The sequence below is a fragment of the Pseudomonadota bacterium genome (genome assembly GCA_018817425.1).
Classification (GTDB): domain Bacteria; phylum Desulfobacterota; class Desulfobacteria; order Desulfobacterales; family RPRI01; genus RPRI01.
Window position 1 is genome coordinate 1 of record JAHITX010000034.1, and the last position, 25,495, is coordinate 25,495.

Consider the following 25,495-nt stretch of genomic DNA (forward strand, 5'->3'; position numbering starts at 1 on the left):
AATAAAAAACATGAAAAACCGAGCTAAACAATTTGGCCTGAAACTGGTGGAAGCAGCTGATGTGGCTGGGACTGATATTGCTGTGCCATCAACAATATAATTTAAAGTTTATTGGGAGTATAGAATGTCTTTAAAAATCCCCCATCTTTTTTTGTAACCATATTAATGTTTCCGGGAAAGTCTTGAATGTTACTTGCGTTCCTGTTTCGTCGTAGGATTCATTTATGATGCCGGCTTTGGTTCTTAACTGTCCTAAAAGGTGTCCTTTGTCGTACGGGATCAATATCGTGGTTTCGATCATATTTGATTCGAAATACTGAAGAATTTTCTTTCGTAGAAATGCGACATCCTCAGGGTTATGCGCAGAGATGAAGATTGCCTCTGGAAATTCACGTTGTAGCTCTTCCAGCTCTCCGATTGTGAGTTTGTCAATTTTGTTCAGGATTATCCGGTTTGGAATTTTTTCACCACCGATCTCTTTCAGGACCGATTGCGTCACAGCCAATTGAGATCGAAAAGCCGGATCGGAGGCATCGACCGTAAACAAAAGTAACGAAGCGGCAAGCGCCTCATCAAGAGTAGATTGGAAAGATGCAACTAAATCGTGAGGTAATTTCTTTATAAATCCAACGGTATCGGAGATGAGTACCGGAGGAAAAGCCTCTGGCTGCAAAGATTTCACACGGGTATCAAGCGTTGCAAATAATTTATCCTCTACCAATACATCGCTACCGGTCAGTTTTCGCATCAGCGACGATTTGCCGGCATTGGTATAACCGACCAGAGAGACCTGGAGATTTTCTTTCCTGCGGCTGCGCCGTCTATTTTGCTCGTCGCGAATTCCAACAAGTTGTGACTTTAGTTCAGATATGCGGTCTCTGATACGACGCTTATCGAGTTCGTGAGAAGTCTCTCCTGCGCCTTTAGATCCAATACCGCCGCCTTGACGATCACCTCCAAAATGAGATGCTCTCAGCCTTGGCGCCAAATAAGTCAACTTGGCGATCTCCACCTGAATGAGGGCCTCCCGGCTTTTGGCATGACGGCTGAATATTTCGAGGATCACACCGGTTCGATCCAAAACTTCGGCGCCGGTCGCTTTTTCAAGATTTTGCAATTGTTTAGTGGAAATTTCACCATCATAGACGACAACATCGGCTTGCACACTGTTTTTTGCCATTTGGTCATCGCTGGCACTCTCTTCATCTGAGCCGGCGAGACTGCCGACTGGATAATCGTCGTCCATGTCGTCGCAGGTTTCGTCGTCGCAGGTTTCATCTGGTGATTTCCGGCTGAATCCTTCAACAATTCCAGTGCCGCCGGTATAGCCGGCAAGTTTTTTTAATTTTCCTGCGCCCAATAAGGTTCCCATCTCAGGTTTTGGGCGGCGTTGGGTTAGCGTTGCGATGACTTCGAGACCCATGGTTTTAACCAGACGCCTGAGTTCGAGGAGAGACGAATCGTTCTCCTCATCGGAAACGCCATGAGTTTGAACTGAAAACAAGACTGCCGTCTTCTTTCTTTTGTTATCATTTGATTGTTCGATCATATTTTGTTTTGACCATCCGTATACAATTTAATAGGTTTCTTCGTTTCCATTAACAACCTGGATATTCTAAAGTAATTTTACCCAGTTTCCCTTTCCTGAATTCACTCAAAACAATATTGGACGCTCGCATATAATCGACAATGCCAGTTTTTAAAAGGCAGCCCCTTTTGGCTGCAATATTTTCCAGAATTTCAAGGGTCGTTTTATCTTTAATATCAATTTTGAATCCGGCACATAATTCTTCCGGAACAATTTCAATCAGTTTTTCTATAAGATTAGATGCAAGAGTCCTCACATCCAGAACATCATCATTTATGGTTCCGATAAAGGCGAGATTTGAAAAAGTTTCTTTATCTTCTCTGGGGCGCAAAATTCCAGGAGTATCCAGAAGTTCAAATTGTGATTTTGCCTCTATCCACTGTTTAGCCCGTGTAACTCCAGGTTTATTGGCAGCCTTGGCCTTTTTTTTCCCGGCTATGCAATTTATCAAAGTGGATTTGCCCACATTGGGTATACCTACCACCATGGCTCTTATGGATTTATTTTTGATTCCAGCCTTATTAATTGCATTACGGGCTAAATTCGCAATATTTTTCAAACCATCACCTGTAACAGCACTTACCAGCGCTACCTCGGTAACACCTCTTTTAAAAAAGGCAATCCACTTTTTGTTGCCATCATCACTGCTAAGGTCGCATTTATTCAAAATAATAATTTTTGCTTTTTGCCCGATTATTCTATCAATATTTATATCTTTACTGGATAAGGGAACCCTTGCATCCAAAACCTCGAAAACAATATCTACGGCTTTCAAGCTCTTTTTCAAAAGTTCCTCAGAAGTTTTCATATGTTTTGGAAACCAGCTTACATTTTCAGTCATTACAAACACCATTTATTTTTTATATGCAGTTTTATTTTTTAGAGCAAGTAGGGTCAGAGCAAGTAAGGTCACCCACCTTGATACGTGAATATTTAATCACTAATTAAGGTTTGAGCCCCGATCTTTTCTCTGATAGATGGTACCTGCTGATTCTTCTTTTTCTCCCGGTACCAGACATCGTACTCACTTAAAAAACGGTATTAAGAATGGACACTAACTAATTTTTTGGTAATATCAGAACAGGGATAGAAACCGTGTCTATAATGTTTTCATCCGGAGTGTCAAAGGGAGATGAATACAGCTTATTGTGATGTTTATGCGCTGTAATTATTAAATCAATATTATCATTCCTCACATGCCTTTTGAGTTGAGTAGAATAGTTTTTCAATGGACCGCATGTTGATGTGATGTATGTTTTCTCCATTTAACGCATGATTTCCCAGCTGTGACACAATATTTTAAACATGCGTCCCTTGGCCTCAGCCACTCACAGAACAGCTCATCAATATCATAATCGCTGAGAAAACAACAATATATATTTCTGTCTGAAATCAGGTATTTTCATTAACGCAAATATTTAAAGTAATAATTGTTTTAAAACCTACCTTAGGCAAGAACTTTGCAAAAAACCACAATATTGTCGGAAAACTTTACAATATTATTAATCACATTACCTGCTATATAACTATTTAATCTATTCTATTAACATAATTTCAGATAGTTATAGCTATATTCATTTAAAAGCTTTGCAAGATTACAAGAATAGGTATTATATTTGCAAACTGAACGAAGGTCATGAAGTTATATTTTCAACAAAATCCTTACACTATCTGAACAAAATAAATAATATACACGCTCCTAAGCATCTTTTTTCCAATATAAAAAACCTTTTAAATTTTAATTTATTCATTATGAATCCCAACGAGTTTGTTTATTAACATGCTTATAAAAATATCAGTTTAATTTAATAGCGGTTAGCTGCCCTGTTATTATCATTATTTGACTTTTTGCCTGATTATCATTATTTTATATTAAAGAAATTTTTAAAATAAACGATATTTTCTATATGATCTTTGGGATAGTAAATATTTCGTTGTTTTAAAATTGTATTTATAAGAGATTAGAATCACCTTTAAGCAATTGTTATAAGTAATTTAATATATAAAATTTATGGGAACCAATATAAGTCCGGAAATTGAAGAAAACATCATTTCTGAAACCAGGAAGGAAATTAAAGAACCTTCCATGTATACAATATTGCTCCACAATGACGATTATACTACCATGGATTTTGTCGTTGAAATACTAATGAGCATATTCCATAAATCAACTGAAGAAGCAATATATATTATGCTGAATGTCCACAAAAAAGGGGTTGGAATATGCGGCATGTATGCATATGAAGTGGCTGAAACAAAAATGAATTCTGTGCATTCTCTTGCCCGTGAAAGGGGATTTCCACTAAGATGTTCTATAGAGAAGGGGTAATATAATGATTAGCAGGGAACTGAGCGCTACACTTGGACTTGCAGTAAAGGAAGCAAAAAAAAGACGCCATGAATTTGCAGGCACGGAGCATCTTTTGTTTGCGATTTTGCACGATACTACAGGAATTGAAATAATTGAAAATTGTGGCGGCAATGTAAAAAATCTTTATAATTCCTTGGAAAATTATTTTAAAATGCGGGTTGAAACCACCCCTGAAGGAGTAAAATATGTGCTGCAACAAACAACCGGTTTCCAGAGGGTAATACAAAGAGCTTTCAACCATGCCCGTTCTGCAGAAAAACAGGAAGTTGAAATAGGAGATATCCTGGTATCCATTTTTGATGAAAAAGATTCCTATGCAGAATATTTTTTGACATTAGAAGGAATTACACGGCTTGATGTCTTAAATTATATTTCTCATAATATTCCGAAAGCTTCTCCAGGACAAGCTGAGGGCGGATTTGTTAAAACAGATAAGGCGGATAAGAAAAAGAAAGCGGATTTTCTCGAATCATTTACAATTGATCTTATCAAACTGGCGGCAGAAGGCAAACTTGATCCTTTAATCGGCCGTAATCTTGAATTAGAACGCACCTTACAGATTCTTTGCAGAAGAAGAAAAAACAATCCGATTTTTGTTGGAGATCCCGGAGTTGGGAAAACAGCTCTGGCAGAAGGGCTTGCTCAGAAAATAATAGCAGGAGATGTCCCGGACTTGCTTAAAAATATTCATATTTATTCTCTTGATATGGGTTCTGTTCTTGCCGGAACAAAATTTAGGGGAGATTTTGAGCAACGGATGAAAGGAATCATTTCGGAACTTCGGGAAAGAAAGGATTCCGTATTGTTTATAGATGAAATCCATACGATTGTCGGAGCAGGTGCTACAAGCAGCGGTTCAATGGATGCATCCAATATATTAAAACCAGCTCTTGTGTCGGGTGACTTGCGATGTATCGGCTCTACTACTTACGAGGAGTATAAAAACTATTTTATAAAAGACAGAGCTTTATCCCGTCGTTTTGAAAAAATTGAACTTCCCGAACCGACGGTTACTGAAACTGTACGGATATTAAAAGGCTTGAAATGCCACTATGAAGCGCATCATGGCATCGAATATACTGATGCCTCACTGAAAGCTGCCGCCGAACTTTCTGCAAAGTATGTAAACGACAGATATCTGCCTGATAAGGCAATCGACGTAATAGACGAAGCAGGAGCTTTTGTAAGATTTTCAAACCCTGTTCGCAGAAAAAAAATACAGCCATCCGATATTGAAAAAATTGTAGCAAAAATGGCAAGAATTCCGGAAAAAAGCGTATCTTCTTCCGACCGCGTAAAGCTTGAAAATCTTGAAAACAATTTAAAAAGCGTGGTTTTCGGACAGGATGACGCTATAAAATCTCTTGTAACTTCAATAAAACGATCAAGAGCAGGGCTTGGAATTCTTCATCATCCTATTGGGTCATTTCTTTTTACAGGCCCCACAGGTGTAGGCAAAACAGAAGTCGCAAGGCAGATTTCACGCATCATGGGAATAGAATTCATGCGTTTTGACATGAGCGAATACATGGAAAAACATGCTGTAGCCCGTCTTATAGGAGCTCCGCCCGGTTATATCGGCTTTGATCAGGCTGGGCTTTTAACTGATGGAATACGCAAACATCCCCATTGTGTGTTGCTGTTCGATGAGATAGAAAAAGCACACCCCGATATTTATAATATTCTTCTTCAGGTTCTTGATCATGCCACACTTACCGACAACAACGGGAAAAAAGCGGATTTTAGAAATGTTATAATTATCATGACATCAAATGCCGGAGCCCGTGAAATGAGCGCCCAGACAATCGGCTTTGCAGAAGTAAAATATGATCCTGAAAGCAAAGGGAATAAAGCAATTGAAAACCTTTTCAACCCGGAATTTAGAAACCGGCTTGATGATATAATTAATTTCAAACCATTAACTCTTGATATCATGGAGATGGTTGTTGATAAATTCATGGATGAACTTAAAGAACAACTTACTGCAAAAAAAGTCTCTCTATCATATTCAACCAGTATAAGAACCTGGCTTGCACAAAAAGGCTATGACCTAAGATATGGAGCAAGACCTCTTGGAAGAGTTCTTCAGCTTGAAATTAAAGATGTTCTTTCGGATGAAATTTTGTTTGGAAAACTCAAAAAAGGTGGAAGCGTGGTTCTTGATATTGAAAATGACAAACCTGCTTTTTCTTTTGCATCTTAATACATTGCTGAAAAATCAAGGTTTGCTTTTTAAGAATATTAATGCCAGTTTATCGTCTTAATAAAGAAATAATTTTCCCTCCGCCGCAACTTGCCGGCGAAGAAGGTCTTCTTGCTATAGGAGGCGATCTTAGTAAAGAGCGCCTCCTGCTTGCTTACAATCTTGGCATATTTCCATGGTATTCCAAAGGTGAGCCCATACTCTGGTGGTCGCCCGATCCTCGTCTTGTTTTATATCCGGATGAAATCAGGATTTCAAAAAGTCTTTATAAAGTCATTAAGAAAGAAATTTTTCATATAACTTTTGATTCGGCGTTTGAACAGGTTATCAATTCGTGTGCCTTCACAAATAACCGGAAAACCGAGGGTACCTGGATTGTGCCTGAAATGATAGATGCATATTGCATGCTTCATAAATCAGGCTATGCCCATTCGGTAGAAGCATGGAAAGACAATAAACTCGTGGGCGGACTCTACGGGGTTTCGCTGGGAAGATGCTTTTTCGGTGAATCCATGTTTTCTGTTGAAAGCAATGCTTCCAAGGTAGCATTTGTTGCTATTGTAAAATGCCTTAAAGATAATGCTTTTGATTTTATCGACTGTCAGATTGCAACCGAACATCTTAAACGTTTCGGGGCAAAAGAAATACCAAGAAGCCTTTTTTTAAAACAATTAAAAAAAGCTCTTATTTTACCAACTTTTAAAGGTAAATGGGAGTATGAAAATTAATCTATAAATATTTTTATCCTTGGGTTTAAATTATATATCTTGAAAAAACAGAATTTACTGATAATATATTGCAAATATTAATACCTGTCTGAAAACATTTAGCTAAAATGGCATTTATTTAATAAAATGAAATTATTTAAAATAATTTTAATTAGTTTTTGACAGCATTATTCCTTTGTGCTTTATTAACCAACCGCTATTTATGCGTCTGAAAATATGGTGGGCCGTTAAAACGTCCGTAAAGAATTTTTTTCCATAAGAGGTGGAATATGAAACAAAAATATATAATTACAAAAGATGATGAAAATAATAATTTTATTATAAGTGAATATGCCGAGCTTGATAAAGAATTATTTTCAATGCTTTGCGAAGAAACTTATAATACGTCCATTATAAAGGATGCGATTTCAATAGGAAAAGATGAATTGATTGCTGCTCTTCGTACTCACAATTTTTTCCCTCCTATTTTGCAGGCCGAAAAATTAGCTGAAGCAATATTAGCTTTGCATGATTCGCAAAACGTTCAATCCACCGAAGTATTATTTGATGATGCCAGCCATCTTACCAAAGAGGTTGTTGAATTGTTGGAGGACGAACCCATAGACGAAGAACCGGAAGAGATAGAGGAAATATTTGATGAAAGTTTTGATGAAAAATATGATGCTAAAACTCCGATAACCGGTCGCAAAGCAAGCATTTCAATTGCCGAAGATGAATTTGTTGAGGGCGATGAGGATATATAATTGGAATATCTTTACCTTATTTATTATGAGCCAGTTTCAAAACGCCCCATTTTGGCCGATCTCTGCGTTGGGCTCAAATTTCAATCCTCGAAATACTAACTGTATTCCTGTGGTTGAAATTTTCTCCCGCCTTGAGCTTGACCAAACTGAAACGTTTTGAAAGTGGCTCATTATTTATAATATTTTTCAGCGCCCCGTTATTGATCCATCCTCGTTTTTTATCAGGCAGGCTAATAATAGACCACCCTTCTTCTGATCTTTCATGGTGCACTACAGTACCTTCATGAAGCTTAAACAACAGCGTATCTTTAGCGTCCGGTCCGGCATGGATATTTGCCTCTTTTTCAAGTATTACCGCCCGGTCATCCGTATTTAAAAGATACCATTTTATGCCTAAAGAAGTACCGGAAATCATCCATACGATAAAAAGAATCATTGATGCATAGTATATCCATTCCGTTTTTTTAAAAAGCCTGACAAATAGAATCCCCCAGAAAAAGATGTTTAGACCGGCAAAACAGTAAAACAATTCCATCATATTTGTTGAGCCGATCCAAAAAAAAGCCATTTCCAAAAAACCATGGGGTTCTTCTATAGCATCCTGAATCCTGTCACGGGCATATTTTAGATTATATTTCAAATCTGCATCTCTTGGAATCAGGATACGGGCACGCTCGTAATTTAAAATTGCATACCCGGAAAGATCCATGCGCAGGTAAGCGTTCCCCAGGTTATAATACATGTGCCCGTTTTTATATCCGGCCCTTATTAACTGCGTATAACCATCTACTGATTCGGAAAAACGGCCTTGCTTGTATGCCATGTTGGCTTTGAAATAAGTCTCCTCCCATCCGCTTGTTTGGGAATGGCTGGCAGTAATTGGAAGAATTGCCAATACGAAGATTATAATAATCAAAGCTTTAAAAGTTCTCACCGAATCTCCTTTTCAACCTTTTTTATAATCTCTATGACCTTTCCTGCCAGATTACATACCTCATTTCCCTTGCCTGTATAAACTGCGCTTTCCAATTCCAGAATAATATCCCTAAATCTGTCTGCTGTTTCTAAGCTGACACCTTTTGATTTTAATACTTCCTGCGCTTCGTTTGCAGTAAGTAATCCAAGCTCAAGGCCAAAGCGGTTATTAAGGTAATTTCGCAATTCTGATATCATATCGTTTGAACTTGTTTTCGCTTTGCTGCATTGCCGTATAAAAATCCCGGCAGCTTTTTTTATCCTAACCGCAGTCATTGCTTCTTTAGATTTTCTATTAAATTTTATAAGTATAAATGCTGATATGTAGCAAAGAAAAGGCGCGCCCAGCAGAAAAGAAATCAACAGCATTCTGTTATTCATCGGCAATTCTTTAGCCAAAACTGCAAGGGAATCATGCACAGGAAGGATATCCTGGCCGATTTCCTTAACCTCTTTTTTTACTATATTTTTGTTTTGCATAACATTAGAAGGCATAACAGATGAGACTAACTGCTCCTTTTCTCCAGGCAGAACCAAAAGTTGCAAAGGCTGGGTTTCTATAGTGCGATACTGCTGTTTTTGTGTATCAAAGAAATTTACGGTTAATGGAGATATTTCATATTGCCCTTCTTTCTCCGGTACAAGCGCCCATTTCAATGTTTTTGAACCTTTAATACCTTCTGAATCGACAGATTCTTCAAGTACCGGACGATCCGCATATATCTTTATGTTTTGCTGCTTGGGGCCTTTTAAATCCGGTATCTTTTTGACATTGCCGTGACCTTCTATAACAACTGCAAGAGTAGCGGATTCACCCTTTTTTATTTTCTTTGGTTCAATGCTTGCTTTCATATCGAATGTTCCGACCATCCCGGTATAATCGTATGGTCTTTCCTTTTCCGGAAGGGGCAAAATCTTTAACTCAAACGGCTCGCTGATTACATTCTGAGGAATAGCTTCTGTACTTAAGAAAAAAGGATCGTCAAACATTCTAAAACCGGGGCCGCGAAGTGACTCCCTGGCAATAAGACCTATCCTTGCCGGTTCGATGGCGCATGTTCCCTCTTTAGAAGGAATCATTACATAGCGAACCTCCATAACGTGATAGGTTTTGCCATTATAAATGCTCTGGTATTCAGGAGGTTTTTCTATCTGTTTTAAGATAATACTCTCTGTTTGCGGAAGATAAAATGAGACAATATTCACATTGCCCTGATGATATAATTTTAAAGTGTATACTGCCTGCTCTTCTATATAGATCTTTTTAGATGAAATATTTGCAGTTAGAAAAACTCCCCCCCGGTTTATGCCGGAAGATTGTTTTGGTTTTGTGATAGTAATCTTTTCGGTATTACTTGTTATAGTTTTTCCGCTAATATCAAGTATGGCAGGTCCGATCTTATATGTTCCTTGAACTTTAGGCCGGATCATATAATTGTATTCCTTTGCCGAACTGAACTTACCTTTTATTATTTCCAAACGGCTTGAAGCTACTCTCTGAATAACATCAAATGAATCAAGACCGTTAATTACAGGCCATGAATCAGTTAAATTAACACCTGATATCTTTACAACCATTCCAATACTATCCAAAGTGGTTGCTTCTTTTTTATTAAGACGTAAGGTAATTGAAATATTATTGGCAGCAAAACATGATATGGTCAGCCCAGTTAAAAAATACAGCACAAAAAGCAATATCAAAGCTTTTCTTGCTTTTTTCATTTACCAGTCCTTTCCTAAACGCATATTCCCTTTATTCCCAAAAGCTTTTAAGGAACGATTCTCTCTGACGCTGTCTAATAAGTCATTAGCCTTTTTCTTATCAAGCATTGCCCCGGCTTTTTCTGGTGTCATATCTTCTTTCTGCTGAGGCCTTTGCTGAGAAGGGTCCGGCCTTCTTGATAAATCTTTGGAAAGATTTTTAGATTCTTCCTGTTTATTGTTATTTCCAGGGTTTTCATTTTTCACCTTATTATTTTCAGCTTCTTTATGTTTTTCGGATTCATCCTTATTGTTTTTATTTTCTTTACTATCCGTAGACTTTTTATCGGAAGCTTTTTGATTTTTATTCTTATCGTTTTTATTTTCTCCTGACTGGCCCTGTTTGTCTTCTTTATTCTGTGAATCCTTTGGAGGCTCACGCTTCTGATCATTTTTGTTTTTCTTTTGTTTCTCAAGATATATCAACGAAAGTTCCATATTGTATGCGGCATCTTCGTTTCCGGGATTACTTATTATGGCCTGCTTGTAATATGATGCTGCAGATTTATAATCTTTTTGCTTAAAGGCGGTATTTCCAAGATTATACAAAACCTTAAATTTTGTTTCTTTATCTGTTGTTCTTTTTAAAACACTGGAAAATGCGGCCGTAGCTGCTTTGTAATCGGAGTTTTTATATGCGGCGCAACCCCTGTTATAACGAAAGCGAATATCCTTTGGGTGATTCATATCTGCTTCGGCATACGCTTTCTGCGCTTCTGTAAATTTTCCCTGCTTGTAAAGAGTATCGGGATCATTTGCAGCTTTAGCAGCGGGTACATATAAAATAATAATTATTGTGATTACTGATAAAAAATATCGTATCAATTTTTTATCTTCTCCTTTTCACTTATCAATACTTCAAGAATCAATAATAAAAATACTGCTATCAAAAAAAAGCTGAAACGCTCTTCATAAACCTTGATTTTACCGCTTTTTAAGAGTTTTGCTGTTGTCAGTGTTTTTATCCCATCGAAATATATAAGATCAAGGTCAAGGTCTCCTGTAACGGATCGCGTATAACGACCTCCTGTCACAATTGCTATTTTTTTAAGAGACTCCTCATCCATTTTTGACATTATAACACTGCCATTTTGATCTTTTTTAAACCCTCCACTTCCATCAATAGCAGGGATAGGCCCACCTGAAGTATCACCCATGCCAAACACAAATATTTTCACACCCTTTTTCTTCGCATTTTCCGCTGCGTTAATACCTCTTTTCTCATTATCTTCGCCATCTGTTATAAGTATAATTACTTTGTCTGTCTCTAATTTAAAGTCAAAAGATGAAATGCCCGTTTCAATAGCCGTTCCCAAATCCGTTCCCGCCACAGGAATAACATCAGGCGTTAACTCATCCAGAAACATTTGTATGGCTCCGTAATCCAATGTAAGGGGACATTGGACAAATGCAATTCCTGAAAAGGCAACCAATCCTATGCGGTCACCCTGCACTATCTTCAAAAAATCCAGTACTTCACGTCTTGCTCTCTCAAGTCGGTTGGGTTTGATATCTTCCACCATCATGCTGTGTGAAACATCTACCAATATCATTATTTCAACACCTTTTTGAGAAACCTCCTGGTAATGGCTACCCCAACGAGGGCCTGCCAGAGCAAAAATCATTAAGCCCAAAGCACAAAGCAGTAATACCGCTTTAGCAAATATTCTGCCTTTATGCATTTTTCCGGCAATCCGGGCCAACAACTCCGGATCAGCCACAAGGTCAAGAGATTTCTTCTTTTGTCTGAATCCAAAAAGAATAAGTATCCCAATTGCGGGCAAAAGCCATAAAAAATGCAATATCCACAGGCGCGCAAATGTCATGATATAACCCTCAATACAGTTGTTTTCAAAAATAGCTCCAACACAAAAAGAATTATAGCAGGGATAAGAAAATAATAGTAAAGCTCTTTAAAATTAAAAAATTCCTTTGTCTTTACTTCTGTCTTTTCCGCTTTGTTTATAATCTCATATATTTCGGCAAGCTGTTTACTGTCTGTTGCCCTGAAATATTTCCCCTTTCCTTTTATCGCAATTCTTTTCAATGTTTCTTCATCAAACTCAACACTCTGCCTGACTATACGCGGGCCAAAAAATGTTTTGACTTTAAAAGGAGCAGGTCCGGTTCCACCCACGCCTATAGTATAGATTTTAATTCCCAATGCTGCTGCCGCATCAGCGGCTTCTTCCGGTGTTATATCACCGCTATTGTTTTTTCCGTCTGTTAAGATAATTATGATTTTAGATTTTGCTTTAAGATCTTTTAGCCTTTTTCCGGCAATGGCGATTGCGTTACCTATTGCCGTGCTGTCTCCGGCCATGCCGATCTCCATTTTATCCACAAGACTTAGAAGCATGCCCTTATCCATAGTTAAAGGAGACTGTGTAAATGCTTCTTCTCCAAATACAACAAGGCCTATCCTGTCTGCCTCTCTTTTTTTAATAAATTCACTTACTACCTTCTTAACAACCACAAGTCTGTTAACCGGTTTTTCATCAAACTTAAAATCTAAAGCCCGCATGGAACCTGAGGTATCAAGGCTTAACATGATATCCACACCGGAAGAACTGACATTTTTTTTAATATTATATAACTGGGGCCTTGCTGCGGCTATCACGAGAAGAATAAGACAAGATGTTCTAAAGATTATTGGAATCCTTGCCAAAAGCTGGTTTCCACCGCCTGTGATTACTAATAATCGGGATGTATATGAATGTATGATGCCTTGGTTTCTTCGTTTAAATATAATAAACAACAGCACCGGAATCGCCAAAAGCAGAAATAATAATGTAGGATATTCAAATCTAAACATTATTTATCACATCCTGCTTTGTTTTCGGGAGTATTTTTTGTCTCATAAACAGGAGTTGTTTCCTCAATGTATTTTTTTACCACAACAACTTCTTCTTCTTTTTTAGCCAACGTCGGGATATCATCTGCAAACTTAACAAGATCCGAATGTTGTAGCAGAGCAAGAATTTGTCTGTCTTTTTCATTATTAATATGAGAAGCAATCTCCTCGGTAGTATATTCAACCGCCGGAAATCCGCGGATGTTTTCAATGTATCTCTTTATAATTTCTGAAAAACGAAAATAAAACTCTTTGGCGCTTCCTTTTTCAAAAAGCCCTTTAGCCTCAAGCTCTTCTATATCTTTTCTTGCACGGATATGCGGCGGATCAACATATTCTAAAATCAATTTTTTTTGCTTGTACATTTTGTACCAGCGAAAAAGGAAAAAACCGGCTATCAGCACTACAATAAAAGCAAATATCCATGGCCAGTATTTTAATAATAAGGATCTCGTTGGTATGATTCCCTGTATGGGTCGAAGCTGTATTTTTAATGGGTTATCTCCAAGATTGGACCATACTTTAAGCGAAATTGGTTTAGCAGTTAAAACCTGTTTTTTTTGGTCTTTATCAAGATAGGAAAAAGAGAGCTCACCTGTTTTTAGCAACCCTGGCTGGTTTGCAAATAAGCTTATAGTAATTTTATCAGGATATATATGCTGTTTAACAATTGTAAAACCTTCAAGCCCTTTGACTTCTATCGGCTTGTTTATAGTTGCTCCTTTGGGCAGATTAAAGGATAGTGTTAAGTTGATAATACTTCCGGCCTTTGCTGTATCTCTGTCCAATGAAGTTTTAAGATTTATCGTTTTATCTGTTGTATTATCCGGTGTATTATCTTGTTTATTATCCAGGCAAAAACAGTATAAGGGATAGGTAAGCAAACATAAAAGAAGAATTGGTATGAAGCAGATTTTACAAACCGGCCTTTTCACAATCTTTTTCTCCTTTTTTCAAAAAGGCGCATTAAAGGTTCAACTATCGGTCCATCTGTTGAAAGCTCCAATAGATCAATTCCTGATTTTTTTGTAATTTCTGACAGGTATTTTTTTTGCCTTTCCAGTTCTGTGAAAAATATTTTTTTAAATTCCCTGCTTGATGTGTTAACCAGCAATTCCTGCTTAGTCTCAGGATCTCGAAGTATAGTAAAACCCACTTCAGGCAGTTTTTCTTCAGCCGGATCGGATATGCGGATAATTGTGAGATCATGCTTTTTAGCAGTTAGTTTTAATGATTTCTCAAAATCACTATCTAAAAAATCTGATATTAAAAAAACAATGGCATGCCGCTTTACTACTCTGTTAAGATATATTAAAGCCTTATCGATATCAGTTTTAAGATCTTGCGGTTCATAACTGAATATTTCTTTGATAAGGCGCCATACATGAGATACTCCCTTTTTAGGAGGTATATATTTTTCTACCATTGAGCTAAACAGTACGGCCCCGACCTTATCATTAGTCCGGATGGCAAGAAATGCGATCATACCGGCCACTTCTGCCAAAAGATCTCTTTTGAATTTTTTTCTTGTGCCAAACAGGTGTGAGCCGGAAAGATCCAGTAAAAGTATTACGGTAAGCTCTCTTTCCTCGTGAAATACTTTTACGAATGGGTGACCAGCACGAGCCGATACATTCCAGTCAATGTTACGGACATCATCACCCGGCTGGTATTCTCTTACTTCCGCAAACTCTATACCATGGCCTTTGAATGCGCTTTCATACTGACCGGCAAAAAGATCGCTGGCCATTTTGCTTGTTTTAAAATGAAGCTTTTGAATTTTTTTAAAAAGCTCTTCGGAAAGCATATATCATGGCACCTCAATCCGCTCAAGAAGTATCCTGATCAAATCGTCACTGCTCTTGCCCTCGGCTTCAGCCTCATAGCTTAATATAATTCGGTGCCGAAGAACATCAAAAGCCATGGATTTCACATCCTGTGGAGTTACATAGCCTCTTCCCGCAAGAAATGCATGAGCCCGTGCAGCCATACTCAGCCATATAGACGCCCTGGGAGAAGCTCCGTAATTTATCATGGGGCCTATTTCCAGTCCATACTCGCCTGGATTACGGGTAGCTCTTGATATATTTACGATATAGTCCGTAATTTTTTCTTCCATATGGATTAAGCGGAGAATTTTTGTAGCCGCTTCCACCTCACTTACTTCTACCACTCCTTGGACTTTTTCCGCTGCCATATCATTTACACGTTCTATTATCTTTTTCTCTTCTGCTGCTGTAGGATAATCCACTTTTATCTTCAACATAAAACGGTCTATCTGCGCTTCGGGAAGTGGATATGTCCCTTCATGTTCAATCGGATTTTGAGTAGCAATTACTAAAAATGGCCTTTCAAGTATGAAACTCTTTTCACCGATTGTTACCTGGCGCTCCTGCATGGCTTCCAAAAGGGCACTCTGAACTTTGGCAGGCGCCCGGTTGATCTCATCCGCCAAAATTATATTATGAAATATCGGACCTTTTTTGATCTCAAAAGAGCTGTTATCCGGCCGGTAAATCTGTGTCCCAAGGATATCGGCAGGTAAAAGATCGGGAGTAAACTGTATTCTTTGAAAAGAAGTCTTGATAGCCGCAGCAAGTGTTTTAACCGCTGTTGTTTTGGCCAACCCTGGAAGCCCTTCCAGAAGAAGATGTCCGTCACATAGCAATCCTATAAGCATCTTTTCCAGAAGGTTTTTTTGTCCTACAATAACTTTTTCCACTTCCGCCAATATTTTTCGAAAAACCAGACTCTTGTTTTCTACTTCCGCGGTAATCTCCTGTATATTCATTAACCCTCCTTGCTCATACAAGACAATTTCATTAATAGCCGGACATCTCAAAAGTTTTTATCAGTGATCCCAATGGAGCTTATTTGTGCAAATATACGATTTCACACTAATCGTAAATTGCATGAAGAGCTTTATAAAAAATTGGCGGATATATATTGATACAATTTTATATTTTTTTCAACCTCTTGTTTTAATAAATTTTTGTTCAAAATTATTATTTATTTAATATTTTGATCTTATCAGGCAGGGCAAAACGGTCTTTTGGCATGGCAACATTGGTTTTAATGTCTTCAATAACAAGTTTGAACATTTCTTTTCCTCCTATAACTTGCAATAAGTTATATGGTATCCACAACCCGTTGATTTTTCTATAATCGCTTAAGTAAGATTCGAGCTTATTTCTATTACCAGCTATTTGAGCCGGAACAATTATTTTTATGAGTAAATAGGTGTCCTTTTCAAAAAAGTATGTTCTTTGTCCCCCCTGAAATGGTGTCATTACAACTTTATAACAATTCTTACCGTTGATATCTTCCATTCCTGCATATTGTATATTTTTAAAATAGGTTTGCCATGAAACAAGGGCATCAAACGCATGGTTAATTAAAATATTTGCGCGTTCTTCTCCTGCTACTATTCTTCCGCTTGTTCTTGGTTCGATCTTCCAGACAATATTGCCATCTGTTCCCATTTCTTCGACTATTGGTACTCCCGAGAAATCTAATTCGGTAAAGGAATAAAAACGATTTGGTCTTTGCTTATAGAATGTGATTTTACCTTCTATTTTGTCCTGTAAAAGTGTTATTTTCATTTCCGTTATACTATTATTAATTTTTTCAAGTGCTTTCTTTCCACCAGTGGCTTCGATGTGCTTATCAATAATTTGTTCAGCGCTAAGATCAGTTTCTCGGCCATGTGCAGGCCTGCCGTATTGAAATAGAAAACAGGGAATAAGTAAAACGAGTATTATTGAAAATCTTCTTGTTTTTGTTTTCATCGTTATTCTCCTTTCTTATAAATGAGCCTTTTTAGCTATTTCGTTACGAGTTGTCGTTTGATTTTATCAGGCAAGTCAAACCGGTCCTTGGGCATGTCAATATTGGTTTTAAAGTTTTTTATTTCAACATTAAAAATTTTATACCCACCTGAAATCTGTAATATATTATGAGGTATCAGTATATCGTCAACCTTTCTGTAATCGCTAAAATAATTTTCCAGCATATCATCTTGTGTCAAGGGCCCCTCGCCGGAATTTTCCTTGCTCCATGAGGTGATAACTTCATCTGTATCGAAATTGATTTTAGGTGGTGACACAATCGTTTTTATAACCAAATAAGTATCCTTATCAAAAAAGTATGTTCTTTTATCCCCCTGAAAAGGTATCATTACAATTTTATGACACTTTTTCCCGTTAATGTCTTCGGTTCCGGCATATTGCACATCTTTGAAATAAGTTCTCCATAAAAAAAGTGTGTCCGGTGCGTTTTCAATTAAAAAGTTTGCGCGTTCTTCACCTTTTAAAATTTTTCCATTAGTTAACGCTTCAATCTTCCAGACGATATCGCCGTTTATCCCGGCTTCTTCGGCGGTTACCGGCATGCCCATTATATCTATTTTTAGAATGGAATAAAAACGGTTTGGTCTTTGTTTATAACGAGTGACATTACACTCTGTATTGTTCCGGTAAAGCTTTATTTTCATTTCCGTTATACTATTATAGATTTTTTCACGTGCTTTCTTTCCACCAGTGGCTTCAATGTACTTATCAATAATTTGTTCGGCGCTAAGCTCTGTCTCTATGCCATGTGCAGTCCTGCCGTATTGAAATAGAAAACAGGGAATAAGTAAAATAAATATTATTGAAAACATTCTTATTTTCATCGTTATTCTCCTTTCTTTGTGACCATTTTATGATCCTCCTTTGATTTAGAAAACATGAATAACCTTAATATTCCAGGAAATTAATATTTTTTCAATCACCCGTTGGTATGATTTACAGGGTGATTTTGAAATTATAAAGGTGCGCTGAAGACTTGCTGAATTATAAGTTGTTTAGGAAACAGAGGTAGGCTACTTTAGAAAATATATATTTATTATTTGGAAGCATTTATCCCATAAATACGGAAAGAACTTCTTTTCTAGCATTAACATGCATTATAGTTACCTGAATGAGATCTTCCGGTTTTAAATCTATGCCGCTTGAAGATGGCAGTTCGCATTCTATCATATATTCAGGTATGAGTATCTGGTAACTTCTCCTTCTTTTAGCAAGAACTATGGCTTCTTCTTTCTGCCCGGTTCTTGACTCAAGGTATTTTAAAAGCCAATAACGGTTTCGCCTGAACTGGATATTTAGCACATTCGTCATAGGTTTTTCAACAAGCTGTATAATTTTGTCTATTTCTTCGGATGTATGTGGAGTATCTATACCGCAAATCGCCCTTATCTGGCGCTGGGTTATAAGATCATAATATTTTCTGATTGGAGAAGTAGCAGTAACATAACAATTAAGACCAAGCCCTGAATGGCGCTGCGGAACTGAACCAAGAGTAAACCTGCTTAAAAACCGTCTTTGCATATAATTCTGAAACAAAGAGCCATCTTCCCCTTTGTAAAGTCGCTGCTTTGGATCTGGCTGCGACCTGAAAATTGCAGGAGTATTGTTTTGGGCAAGAAATTTTGCCATAAGCCAGTTTGCCATAATCATTATCTCGGATATCATCATCCTTCCGGGACTTTCTCTGTTTATTTTGTTTATTGTGATTACCCGGTTTACATCTACCCAAACATTGATATCAGGCATAGTAATATAAACCGCCCCTGAATCCAGCCTTGCACGGCGGAATTTTTTGGCCAGATCATATAGAACAGATATTTCCTTATTTCCGTCTATACAAGTATTTGCATCATAATATGTCATCTGGCGCTTTACTCTGATATAAGAAGGAAAAATTTCGTAATCGATAATATCGGCTGTGGGTCTGATATTTACCATAATACTTATACAGGAGCGTATTTCCCCTTCTTTAAGGCTGCAAATATCTTCTGCAATAACAGATGGAAGCATGGGTATTTTTTGGTCAGGCATATAAATCGAACTTGCCCGGATAATCGCCTCAGTGTCAATAGCATCACCCTTCTTAACATATTGAGCAACATCTGCTATGTGTATACCAAGGCTATAATAGCCGTCCTTATCCTCAATACTTATCGCATCGTCAAAATCAAGGGTAGACTGCCCGTCAATTGTAATTACCGAAAGATCCGTAAGGTCTTTTCGCTTATCGTATACTAAAAAATTATCGGGAAGAGATTTTATTTCTTCAAGTCTGCCTGATAAATTATCGGGAAAAGAGATGGGAACCCCCAGCCTGTGAAGATCTATGTTTTCGTCTTCATCGAATATGCCAAGTGCTACAAAAAGCCGGAAAAGCTCATCGTCGGGTTCTAATCCAGCTTTTTTTAAAATCGCTTTCGCTGTTTGATAATGACTGCTCTCTTTTCCCCATAAAAACGCTGATTTTAAAATCTCTGCGAATTTGCTTGTATTACCATTTAAGCTGCCTTTTGCAAAAGGCTTATTCACAGCGCTTCTTACCCAAAGCCCGGCTTCTTCTATCAGTTTGTTCATCCGGACTGTTTCTATTTCTCTTGCTTCTATCTGTTCAACCGCTTGTTCGGAATTAGGGAAAAACCTGTCAGAATCAAACTTGAAATACATTCTGTTATTAAAAAACGCCCTGATAACCGCAGACTCGTGATCACATGTAGGATTATCAGGATAACAGAAATGCGTCATAGTAGGAAGGTCTATCCATTCATGCTCCGATTTCAATTTTTCCCATAACTCTTTGATATTTATATTATTAATAAGAGTTTTGCGCCTGTTTGAAATTTCTTTAAGGGCATTAACCATTTTGTTTCTACCCATAGACATGTCAAGTTGCACCTTACCCTTATGGGAAAGACGCTGAATGGGCACATTAATTTCCCGATTTGCTTCGGTTAATAGCTTGAGCCTATGATTTTTAATTTCCAGTACAACCGCACAAATAATTTTCTGCAAGTCTATATATTCAACTATATTTCCTGATTCCATGAGGTTATAATAGCAATCAGGCAGTTCAAAGTCAATTAGCTTCTTGCAGTGATTTGGTGGTATATTTTCTTAAACAATACCAGTTGCATGTTATTTAATTCTTGACCTAAGAGGCTATTTTCCTTATTATTCTGCTAACAAAATAAGCAAGCCCTTTACATTTTTAGCCTCACTAAACATTTTTATAATGGTTAAAGGATAAAATTGGCTCATGTTCGGTTTGTCAAAAAACTTATTGAAATTGCCACCTCTTAGCGTTTTTCCCCTCAAATATTATACTGCCGGTTTCTCTCTCGATCAATTGGTACCGGGAGTCGATAATATACGATATGATGTTTTGATAAGTTCTGTATTTATTAATGACACCCGCAAATTAATCAATCGATTGATGTCACATCATGCCGGAGTCGAAAAAAAAGGAGTTGGAGCATCTTCAGGCGAATGGAGCATAGAAGCAGAAAATTATAAGCAGATTTATAAAGAACTGATGCTTGACGCCATAAACAATGCTAAACTTAACAAACGGATTTCTGTAGTATATCTGGCTCAATCAGCCATGCTTAAAATACTGCTTGATGAAATCAGAACACAGTATGACATTCTAATAAATCAACTTAAAAAAACCGTACACCAGACCAATCTTTCCATATTTGACTATACTAATCCTGAAGAATCAATTGATTATAGGGGAAACCTGCGGAAGATCCATTTAGATCGTGATACTATCGAACAGAAGGTTTGCAAGGAAATATGCGGATTCTGGGCTGAAATTGAACAAAACGACATTCAACCAATGCTTGAAGCTATATTTGGTGATGACTCAAAGCTTTTTGAAAATCTTCTCGCTAATCCCATCCTGCATTCTCAGCAATATGATAATGCATTTATAATGCTTAACGAATACGATTTATGCCTTGGTCGTCGTGCCAATGATCCTGATAAATATGAAAAGCTGATCTTTTTTGCTCATCAAATACTTAGTGCTATCGGCTTAAATGATTCCGTTTCTTCCTCTGTCACAATCGAACAGCGTTTGAGCCCGCTTATCGAAGATAAAGAGGAGGCTTTAAATAACCGTCACGGCGACGCTAAAAAAATTGAGGGAATAATTCAATCTCCTGAAAACATGGATTTGCTTTTCAACTGGTGGCGAACAAAAGTCAATTACAGGAACTCAAAAAAGCAAAAAGCCACCCATGACGAGCTTATACTTCTAAAAAAACTTATTAAAAATGAAAAGAAATTATTGCATTATTTATATAAGAAATTCAAACGAAAAGGATTGATCGAGATTATTTCCGCATCTTATGAAATGCAGCCTGAGCATTTGAAATATTGCCCGCCCTTTAATCCCCAACAGATCGTACAATATCTGGTTTCACCAAAATCGCGTAAAATCATAAAAAAAAGACTTAAAAGAATGAATAAAGACTATGGGCAATCCATTTCTCTTCGTCCGCTGAAAAAAAAAATTAAAGCGCTTAAAAACACAACCGCATCCCAGCACAAAACCTTTCTTCTCCGTTTTATCAAAGCTTTTTCCCGTTATCATAGGGATGTATGTAATTTCAGATTAATACATGAATGCATGGAGCAGGTGAATATCGCCATAGACGATAAGATCATAAACCTTTCGCGGGCAAACAATACTTTATATCAATTCCTGTTGCCCCACGAGCGGCCTCCGGAAAAAGCAACTATTATAAATCATGCGGTAATTAAAGCTGATGTACGGGGATCTACAGATATCACCCACCGGATGATAGAGCGCGGTTTGAATCCAGCCTCATTTTTCAGCCTGAACTTTTTTGATCCAATATCTGACATTCTTTCCGAGTATGATGCAACAAAAAATTTTATCGAAGGCGATGCTGTAATTTTATCGATATTTGAGTACGAAAATGCGCCAGCCGGCTGGTTCAGTGTCTCAAAGGCATGCTGTATTGCTCTTAATATATTGATGATCATCAAGCGATATAATGAAAAAAGCGAAAAATTTCAGTTACCGATTCTCGAGCTTGGCATAGGAATAAGTTATTCAAACTCAGGCCCGACCTTTCTTTTCGACCGTGATAGCCGTATTATGATTTCATCAGCCATAAATCAGGCAGATCGTTTATCAAGATGTTCTAAAGCAGGTTTGCAATTCTTTGCTGACAAGAATAACCTTTTTAATATTTATGTTTTTCAAACTATCGATGATAACAATATTAACGATACCACTGATGATATTTTCATAAGGTATAATATAAATGGCATTGAGTTAAATGAAAAAGGTTTTGAAAAACTTTCCAATGAAATTGACTTGAAGCCTTTGCAAGGCAGTTTTGACGATATAATTAAAGTTAAATCGAATTTTTATACCGGTAAACTCCCAACAAAAAGTGGCTATTATCAACGCTTATTAATACGTGAAGCTCAGATTCCCATTATTGATCCTGCCACATTTGAAATAAAAAGCATATCCTCCCACAAATATTACGAAGTATGTACCCATCCAAAACTTTATGAATGGGCAAATAAGACCTGAAAAACTTTTTCTTATTTTCCTAATAACCCGATAGTGAACGAATAACGGCTTCGGCAGCCATAATTCCGTCTACAGCCGAACTAACTATTCCTCCCGCATAACCTGCTCCTTCTCCTGAAGGGAAAAGGCCGGCTACACTTACCGATTCGCCCGATTCATTACGCAGGATTCGACAAGGGCTTGAACTCCTTGTTTCAGCGGCATAAAGAAGAACTTCTTCCGGCACAATACCATTCATAAAACTTAACATTTTTGGAATAGCGGCTGTTAGGGTTTCGCAGATAAAATCCGGAAGTATATTATGCAGGTCAGCAGGTCGAGATTTTTCCCAGGATCTGTTATTTGGAATAGCATATGGGTATTTTTTTGATAGAAATCCTGAAAGAGTCGCAACAGGAAGAGAATAATCACTTCCTCCTTCGGCATATGCAAAACGTTCTATTTTTTCCTGAAACTCTATTCCGGAAAGAAAAGTATTAGTTTTATCAACATAAACCGGAAAATCAGTTGGATCAACAGGTACGAGAAATGCAGCATTACCAAATTTGCCCGATCTTTTAGAAAGACTCATTCCGTTTGTGGTTAATGCTCCATGCGATGATGCGCAAGGGATAACTGTACCTCCGGGGCACATGCAAAATGTATAGCATGCGCGGTGCAAATTATCCTTTTTGGAAGTTAAGCGAAAAGATGCCGCTCCGAGACGCGGATGCCCTGCAAAGCGGCCCCATTGCGCACGGTTTATGCTCTGCTGGGAAAGCTCAAGGCGCACTCCTGCGGCAAATGGTTTCGGTTCAAGTATAACAGAAGATTGTGCAAGCATTGCGTAGATATCTCTCGCACTGTGTCCGCTTGCAAGTATGCAGTGGCTTGTTTCAATTTCTTTTCCGTTAACAACAATGCCGGCAAGCTTGTCCTTTTCAATATGGAGGCTTTCAAGCCGGGAATTAAATCGTACTTCTCCACCATTAACTTCAATAAGCCTTCTAAAGGATTGCACGATTTTTCTAAGTATGTCACTTCCAAGATGTGGTTCCGCATCTATAAGGATATCTTCTTCTGCTCCGCATTTTACAAGGGTTTGAAGAAATTTTTGCGTTGCCGCCCTGTTCTTGCTTCGTGAAGTAAGCTTGCCGTCAGAAAAAAGCCCGGCTCCACCTTCACCAAAAAGGACATTGCTTTCGGTATTAAGGGTTCCTTTTTTCCAGAATTGAGAAACCTGTAAAGTTCGTTCTTGAACAGGGACCCCCTGTTCAATTAAAAGCGGAGAAAGCCCGGCTTCCGCCAGTAATAGTGCTGCCATCAATCCGGAAGGCCCGGCACCAACTACAACAACGGGAGTTTTTGGTTTTCTTGATATTTTTCTGATATCGGATTCAGATGAAGCTGCTGCCTCTTTGATTTGTTCTATGTCAACATCAACCGGAAGCACAAAACCGCTTAAGCTTTTGATTTCAATTTCTGCCGTAAGTGAAAATACGGGAGCTTCCCTGTGCTTGCGTGCATCAATAGATCTGCGGACAATTTTTACATAAGAGATATTGTCTTCACTGCATCTAAGCTTTGCAGCAACAACAATTTTGATATCATTACCTTTATAATCAAGAGGAAGTAAAAGCTGGCGGATTTTTATGCGCATATATAATTCTTCACAGTCTTTTTAATGTATGCAAATTCCTAACCGGACATTGCCGACTATTTATAAAATTATTCAAACATCCTTTACCAAAGAACGGCCATTTTATAAACTGAAAATTTATTGTTCTTGTTTAAAAGTTGAAGGACTTCTAAATTCTTTTGTGCGATCAGCAGCCGGTCAAATGGATCATTATGATTTTTTTTCAATATTTTACTTTAACAAGAAAAAGTCCGTGGGGCGGAGCTGTAGCAGGGGCTTTGCGGCGATCTTTTGAATCAAGGATTATTTTTATATCTGAAGGCTTCAGTTTTCCAAGGCCTACACTTACAAGAGCCCCTACTATATTTCTTACCATAAACCTTAAATACCCGTTAGCCTCTATTTCAAATTGAATAACATTGTCCTTTTCTTTTGTAAGCTCTGCTCTTAAAACTGTTCTTGTCGAAGTTTTTTTCGGGCTGCCGCTTGCTTCAAAAGCTTTGAAATCTTTAGTACCGACAAGCAAAAGAACTGCTTCTTTCATTGCATTAAAATCAAGGGGCCTTTTTATGAACCATGCATAATTTCTTCCTATAGCGGGCGGAAGTTCCCTGTTTAGTATTTTATATCTATATAACTTACTTTTGGCATCATAGCGTGAATGAAAATTTTCATTTATTTCTTCACATTGTTTGATAATGATATCTTTTGGTAGAAGGCTGTTTAGACCTCTAAAAAAAGAATCGGGTTTAAGGTTTGTATCGCAAATGAAGTTGGCAATCTGGGCAAGAGCATGAACACCAGCATCTGTACGTCCCGAGCCTGTAAGAGTTATCTTTTGTTTAGTCATGACCGAGATAGCTTTTTCAATTTCTTCTTGTATTGTACGGTAATTGTTTTGTATTTGCCAACCACTGAATTCGGTACCATCATATTCTATAGTAAGCTTAAAATTTTTTATCATCGCTTTTAAATAAAGCCCTATTACAAATATAGCCAAATATTAATATTGTGAATAAAGGTTTAGCTATATACATAACATTTATCAGTTATTTTATCTTGATTTATTAAACCTGATAAGTAAAAATAGTAAATAAACAAAATAATACGTCTGTTTTAGGGAATTATAAATCATAAGGTTTTCAGCGTGCCATTAAAATCACAACCAATTTTCAGAAAGGTTGTATACCCTTTCTATGATACAGAAACAGCAAGCATCATTATTATAATAATA

Annotated in this window: 20 protein-coding genes; 5 read left to right on the forward strand and 15 right to left on the reverse strand. The window is 37.5% G+C overall.

From position 1 onward, the window contains the following. Positions 1 to 130: 130 nt before the first annotated feature. Both hflX and ylqF read right to left on the reverse strand, forming a co-directional pair. Positions 131 to 1,549 carry a GTPase HflX gene (hflX, locus tag KKC46_06945; GenBank protein MBU1053551.1) on the reverse strand — a complete coding sequence of 473 codons (1,419 nt, stop codon included), beginning with the start codon at positions 1,547 to 1,549 and terminating at the stop codon, positions 131 to 133. A gap of 49 nt (positions 1,550 to 1,598) precedes the next feature. After that, entirely contained in the window at positions 1,599 to 2,429 is an 831-nt protein-coding gene (gene ylqF, locus KKC46_06950) for a ribosome biogenesis GTPase YlqF (GenBank protein MBU1053552.1), read from the reverse strand. A gap of 1,170 nt (positions 2,430 to 3,599) precedes the next feature. On the opposite strand from ylqF, the gene clpS reads away from it, so the two are divergent. From clpS to KKC46_06970, 4 genes are all read left to right on the forward strand, one after another. After that, a complete protein-coding gene (gene clpS, locus KKC46_06955; GenBank protein MBU1053553.1) occupies positions 3,600 to 3,917 on the forward strand; it encodes an ATP-dependent Clp protease adapter ClpS in 318 nt (105 codons plus the stop codon). Positions 3,918 to 3,921: 4 nt separating this feature from the next. Next, the gene (gene clpA, locus KKC46_06960; protein ID MBU1053554.1) at positions 3,922 to 6,162 is read left to right on the forward strand and encodes an ATP-dependent Clp protease ATP-binding subunit ClpA; all 2,241 of its coding nucleotides are present in this window, start codon (positions 3,922 to 3,924) and stop codon (positions 6,160 to 6,162) included. A 41-nt stretch (positions 6,163 to 6,203) separates the two neighbouring features. Further along, positions 6,204 to 6,890 carry a leucyl/phenylalanyl-tRNA--protein transferase gene (aat, locus tag KKC46_06965; protein ID MBU1053555.1) on the forward strand — a complete coding sequence of 229 codons (687 nt, stop codon included), beginning with the start codon at positions 6,204 to 6,206 and terminating at the stop codon, positions 6,888 to 6,890. Positions 6,891 to 7,159: 269 nt separating this feature from the next. After that, positions 7,160 to 7,633: a hypothetical protein gene (locus KKC46_06970; protein MBU1053556.1), complete on the forward strand. Its 474-nt coding sequence runs from the start codon at positions 7,160 to 7,162 to the stop codon at positions 7,631 to 7,633. 73 nt (positions 7,634 to 7,706) lie between these two features. Here the strand turns inward: KKC46_06970 and KKC46_06975 are convergent, their stop codons facing one another. The 11 genes from KKC46_06975 to KKC46_07025 form a co-directional block, all read right to left on the reverse strand. Next, positions 7,707 to 8,567, reverse strand: a complete 861-nt coding sequence (locus KKC46_06975; protein MBU1053557.1) for an SH3 domain-containing protein — start codon at positions 8,565 to 8,567, stop codon at positions 7,707 to 7,709. Further along, positions 8,564 to 10,330 carry a BatD family protein gene (locus KKC46_06980; protein ID MBU1053558.1) on the reverse strand — a complete coding sequence of 589 codons (1,767 nt, stop codon included), beginning with the start codon at positions 10,328 to 10,330 and terminating at the stop codon, positions 8,564 to 8,566. The genes KKC46_06975 and KKC46_06980 overlap by 4 nt, the downstream gene beginning before the upstream one ends. After that, complete coding sequence (locus tag KKC46_06985) at positions 10,331 to 11,194, reverse strand: tetratricopeptide repeat protein (protein MBU1053559.1); 864 nt, start codon at positions 11,192 to 11,194, stop codon at positions 10,331 to 10,333. Further along, a complete protein-coding gene (locus tag KKC46_06990) occupies positions 11,191 to 12,195 on the reverse strand; it encodes a VWA domain-containing protein (protein MBU1053560.1) in 1,005 nt (334 codons plus the stop codon). Before KKC46_06990 ends, KKC46_06985 begins: the two co-directional genes overlap by 4 nt. Continuing rightward, entirely contained in the window at positions 12,192 to 13,184 is a 993-nt protein-coding gene (locus KKC46_06995) for a VWA domain-containing protein (GenBank protein MBU1053561.1), read from the reverse strand. Before KKC46_06995 ends, KKC46_06990 begins: the two co-directional genes overlap by 4 nt. After that, complete coding sequence (locus tag KKC46_07000; GenBank protein ID MBU1053562.1) at positions 13,184 to 14,158, reverse strand: hypothetical protein; 975 nt, start codon at positions 14,156 to 14,158, stop codon at positions 13,184 to 13,186. Before KKC46_07000 ends, KKC46_06995 begins: the two co-directional genes overlap by 1 nt. Next, entirely contained in the window at positions 14,155 to 15,030 is an 876-nt protein-coding gene (locus KKC46_07005; GenBank protein MBU1053563.1) for a DUF58 domain-containing protein, read from the reverse strand. Before KKC46_07005 ends, KKC46_07000 begins: the two co-directional genes overlap by 4 nt. A 3-nt stretch (positions 15,031 to 15,033) precedes the next feature. Further along, positions 15,034 to 16,014 carry a MoxR family ATPase gene (locus KKC46_07010; protein MBU1053564.1) on the reverse strand — a complete coding sequence of 327 codons (981 nt, stop codon included), beginning with the start codon at positions 16,012 to 16,014 and terminating at the stop codon, positions 15,034 to 15,036. A gap of 214 nt (positions 16,015 to 16,228) precedes the next feature. Further along, positions 16,229 to 17,011, reverse strand: coding sequence for a hypothetical protein (locus KKC46_07015; protein ID MBU1053565.1), 783 nt, complete (start codon positions 17,009 to 17,011; stop codon positions 16,229 to 16,231). Between the two features lie 35 nt (positions 17,012 to 17,046). Next, a complete protein-coding gene (locus KKC46_07020; GenBank protein MBU1053566.1) occupies positions 17,047 to 17,895 on the reverse strand; it encodes a hypothetical protein in 849 nt (282 codons plus the stop codon). Positions 17,896 to 18,121: 226 nt separating this feature from the next. Then, positions 18,122 to 20,113, reverse strand: coding sequence for an RNB domain-containing ribonuclease (locus tag KKC46_07025; protein MBU1053567.1), 1,992 nt, complete (start codon positions 20,111 to 20,113; stop codon positions 18,122 to 18,124). A 211-nt stretch (positions 20,114 to 20,324) separates the two neighbouring features. Between KKC46_07025 and KKC46_07030 the strand changes: the two genes are divergently transcribed. After that, positions 20,325 to 22,643 (forward strand): hypothetical protein, encoded by a 2,319-nt coding sequence (locus KKC46_07030; GenBank protein MBU1053568.1) that lies wholly within the window; start codon positions 20,325 to 20,327, stop codon positions 22,641 to 22,643. 19 nt (positions 22,644 to 22,662) lie between these two features. Here KKC46_07030 and KKC46_07035 read toward each other — a convergent pair whose 3' ends face one another. Continuing rightward, the gene (locus tag KKC46_07035; GenBank protein MBU1053569.1) at positions 22,663 to 24,282 is read right to left on the reverse strand and encodes an FAD-dependent monooxygenase; all 1,620 of its coding nucleotides are present in this window, start codon (positions 24,280 to 24,282) and stop codon (positions 22,663 to 22,665) included. Between the two features lie 202 nt (positions 24,283 to 24,484). After that, positions 24,485 to 25,225: a tRNA pseudouridine(38-40) synthase TruA gene (truA, locus tag KKC46_07040; protein MBU1053570.1), complete on the reverse strand. Its 741-nt coding sequence runs from the start codon at positions 25,223 to 25,225 to the stop codon at positions 24,485 to 24,487. Positions 25,226 to 25,495: the final 270 nt, after the last annotated feature.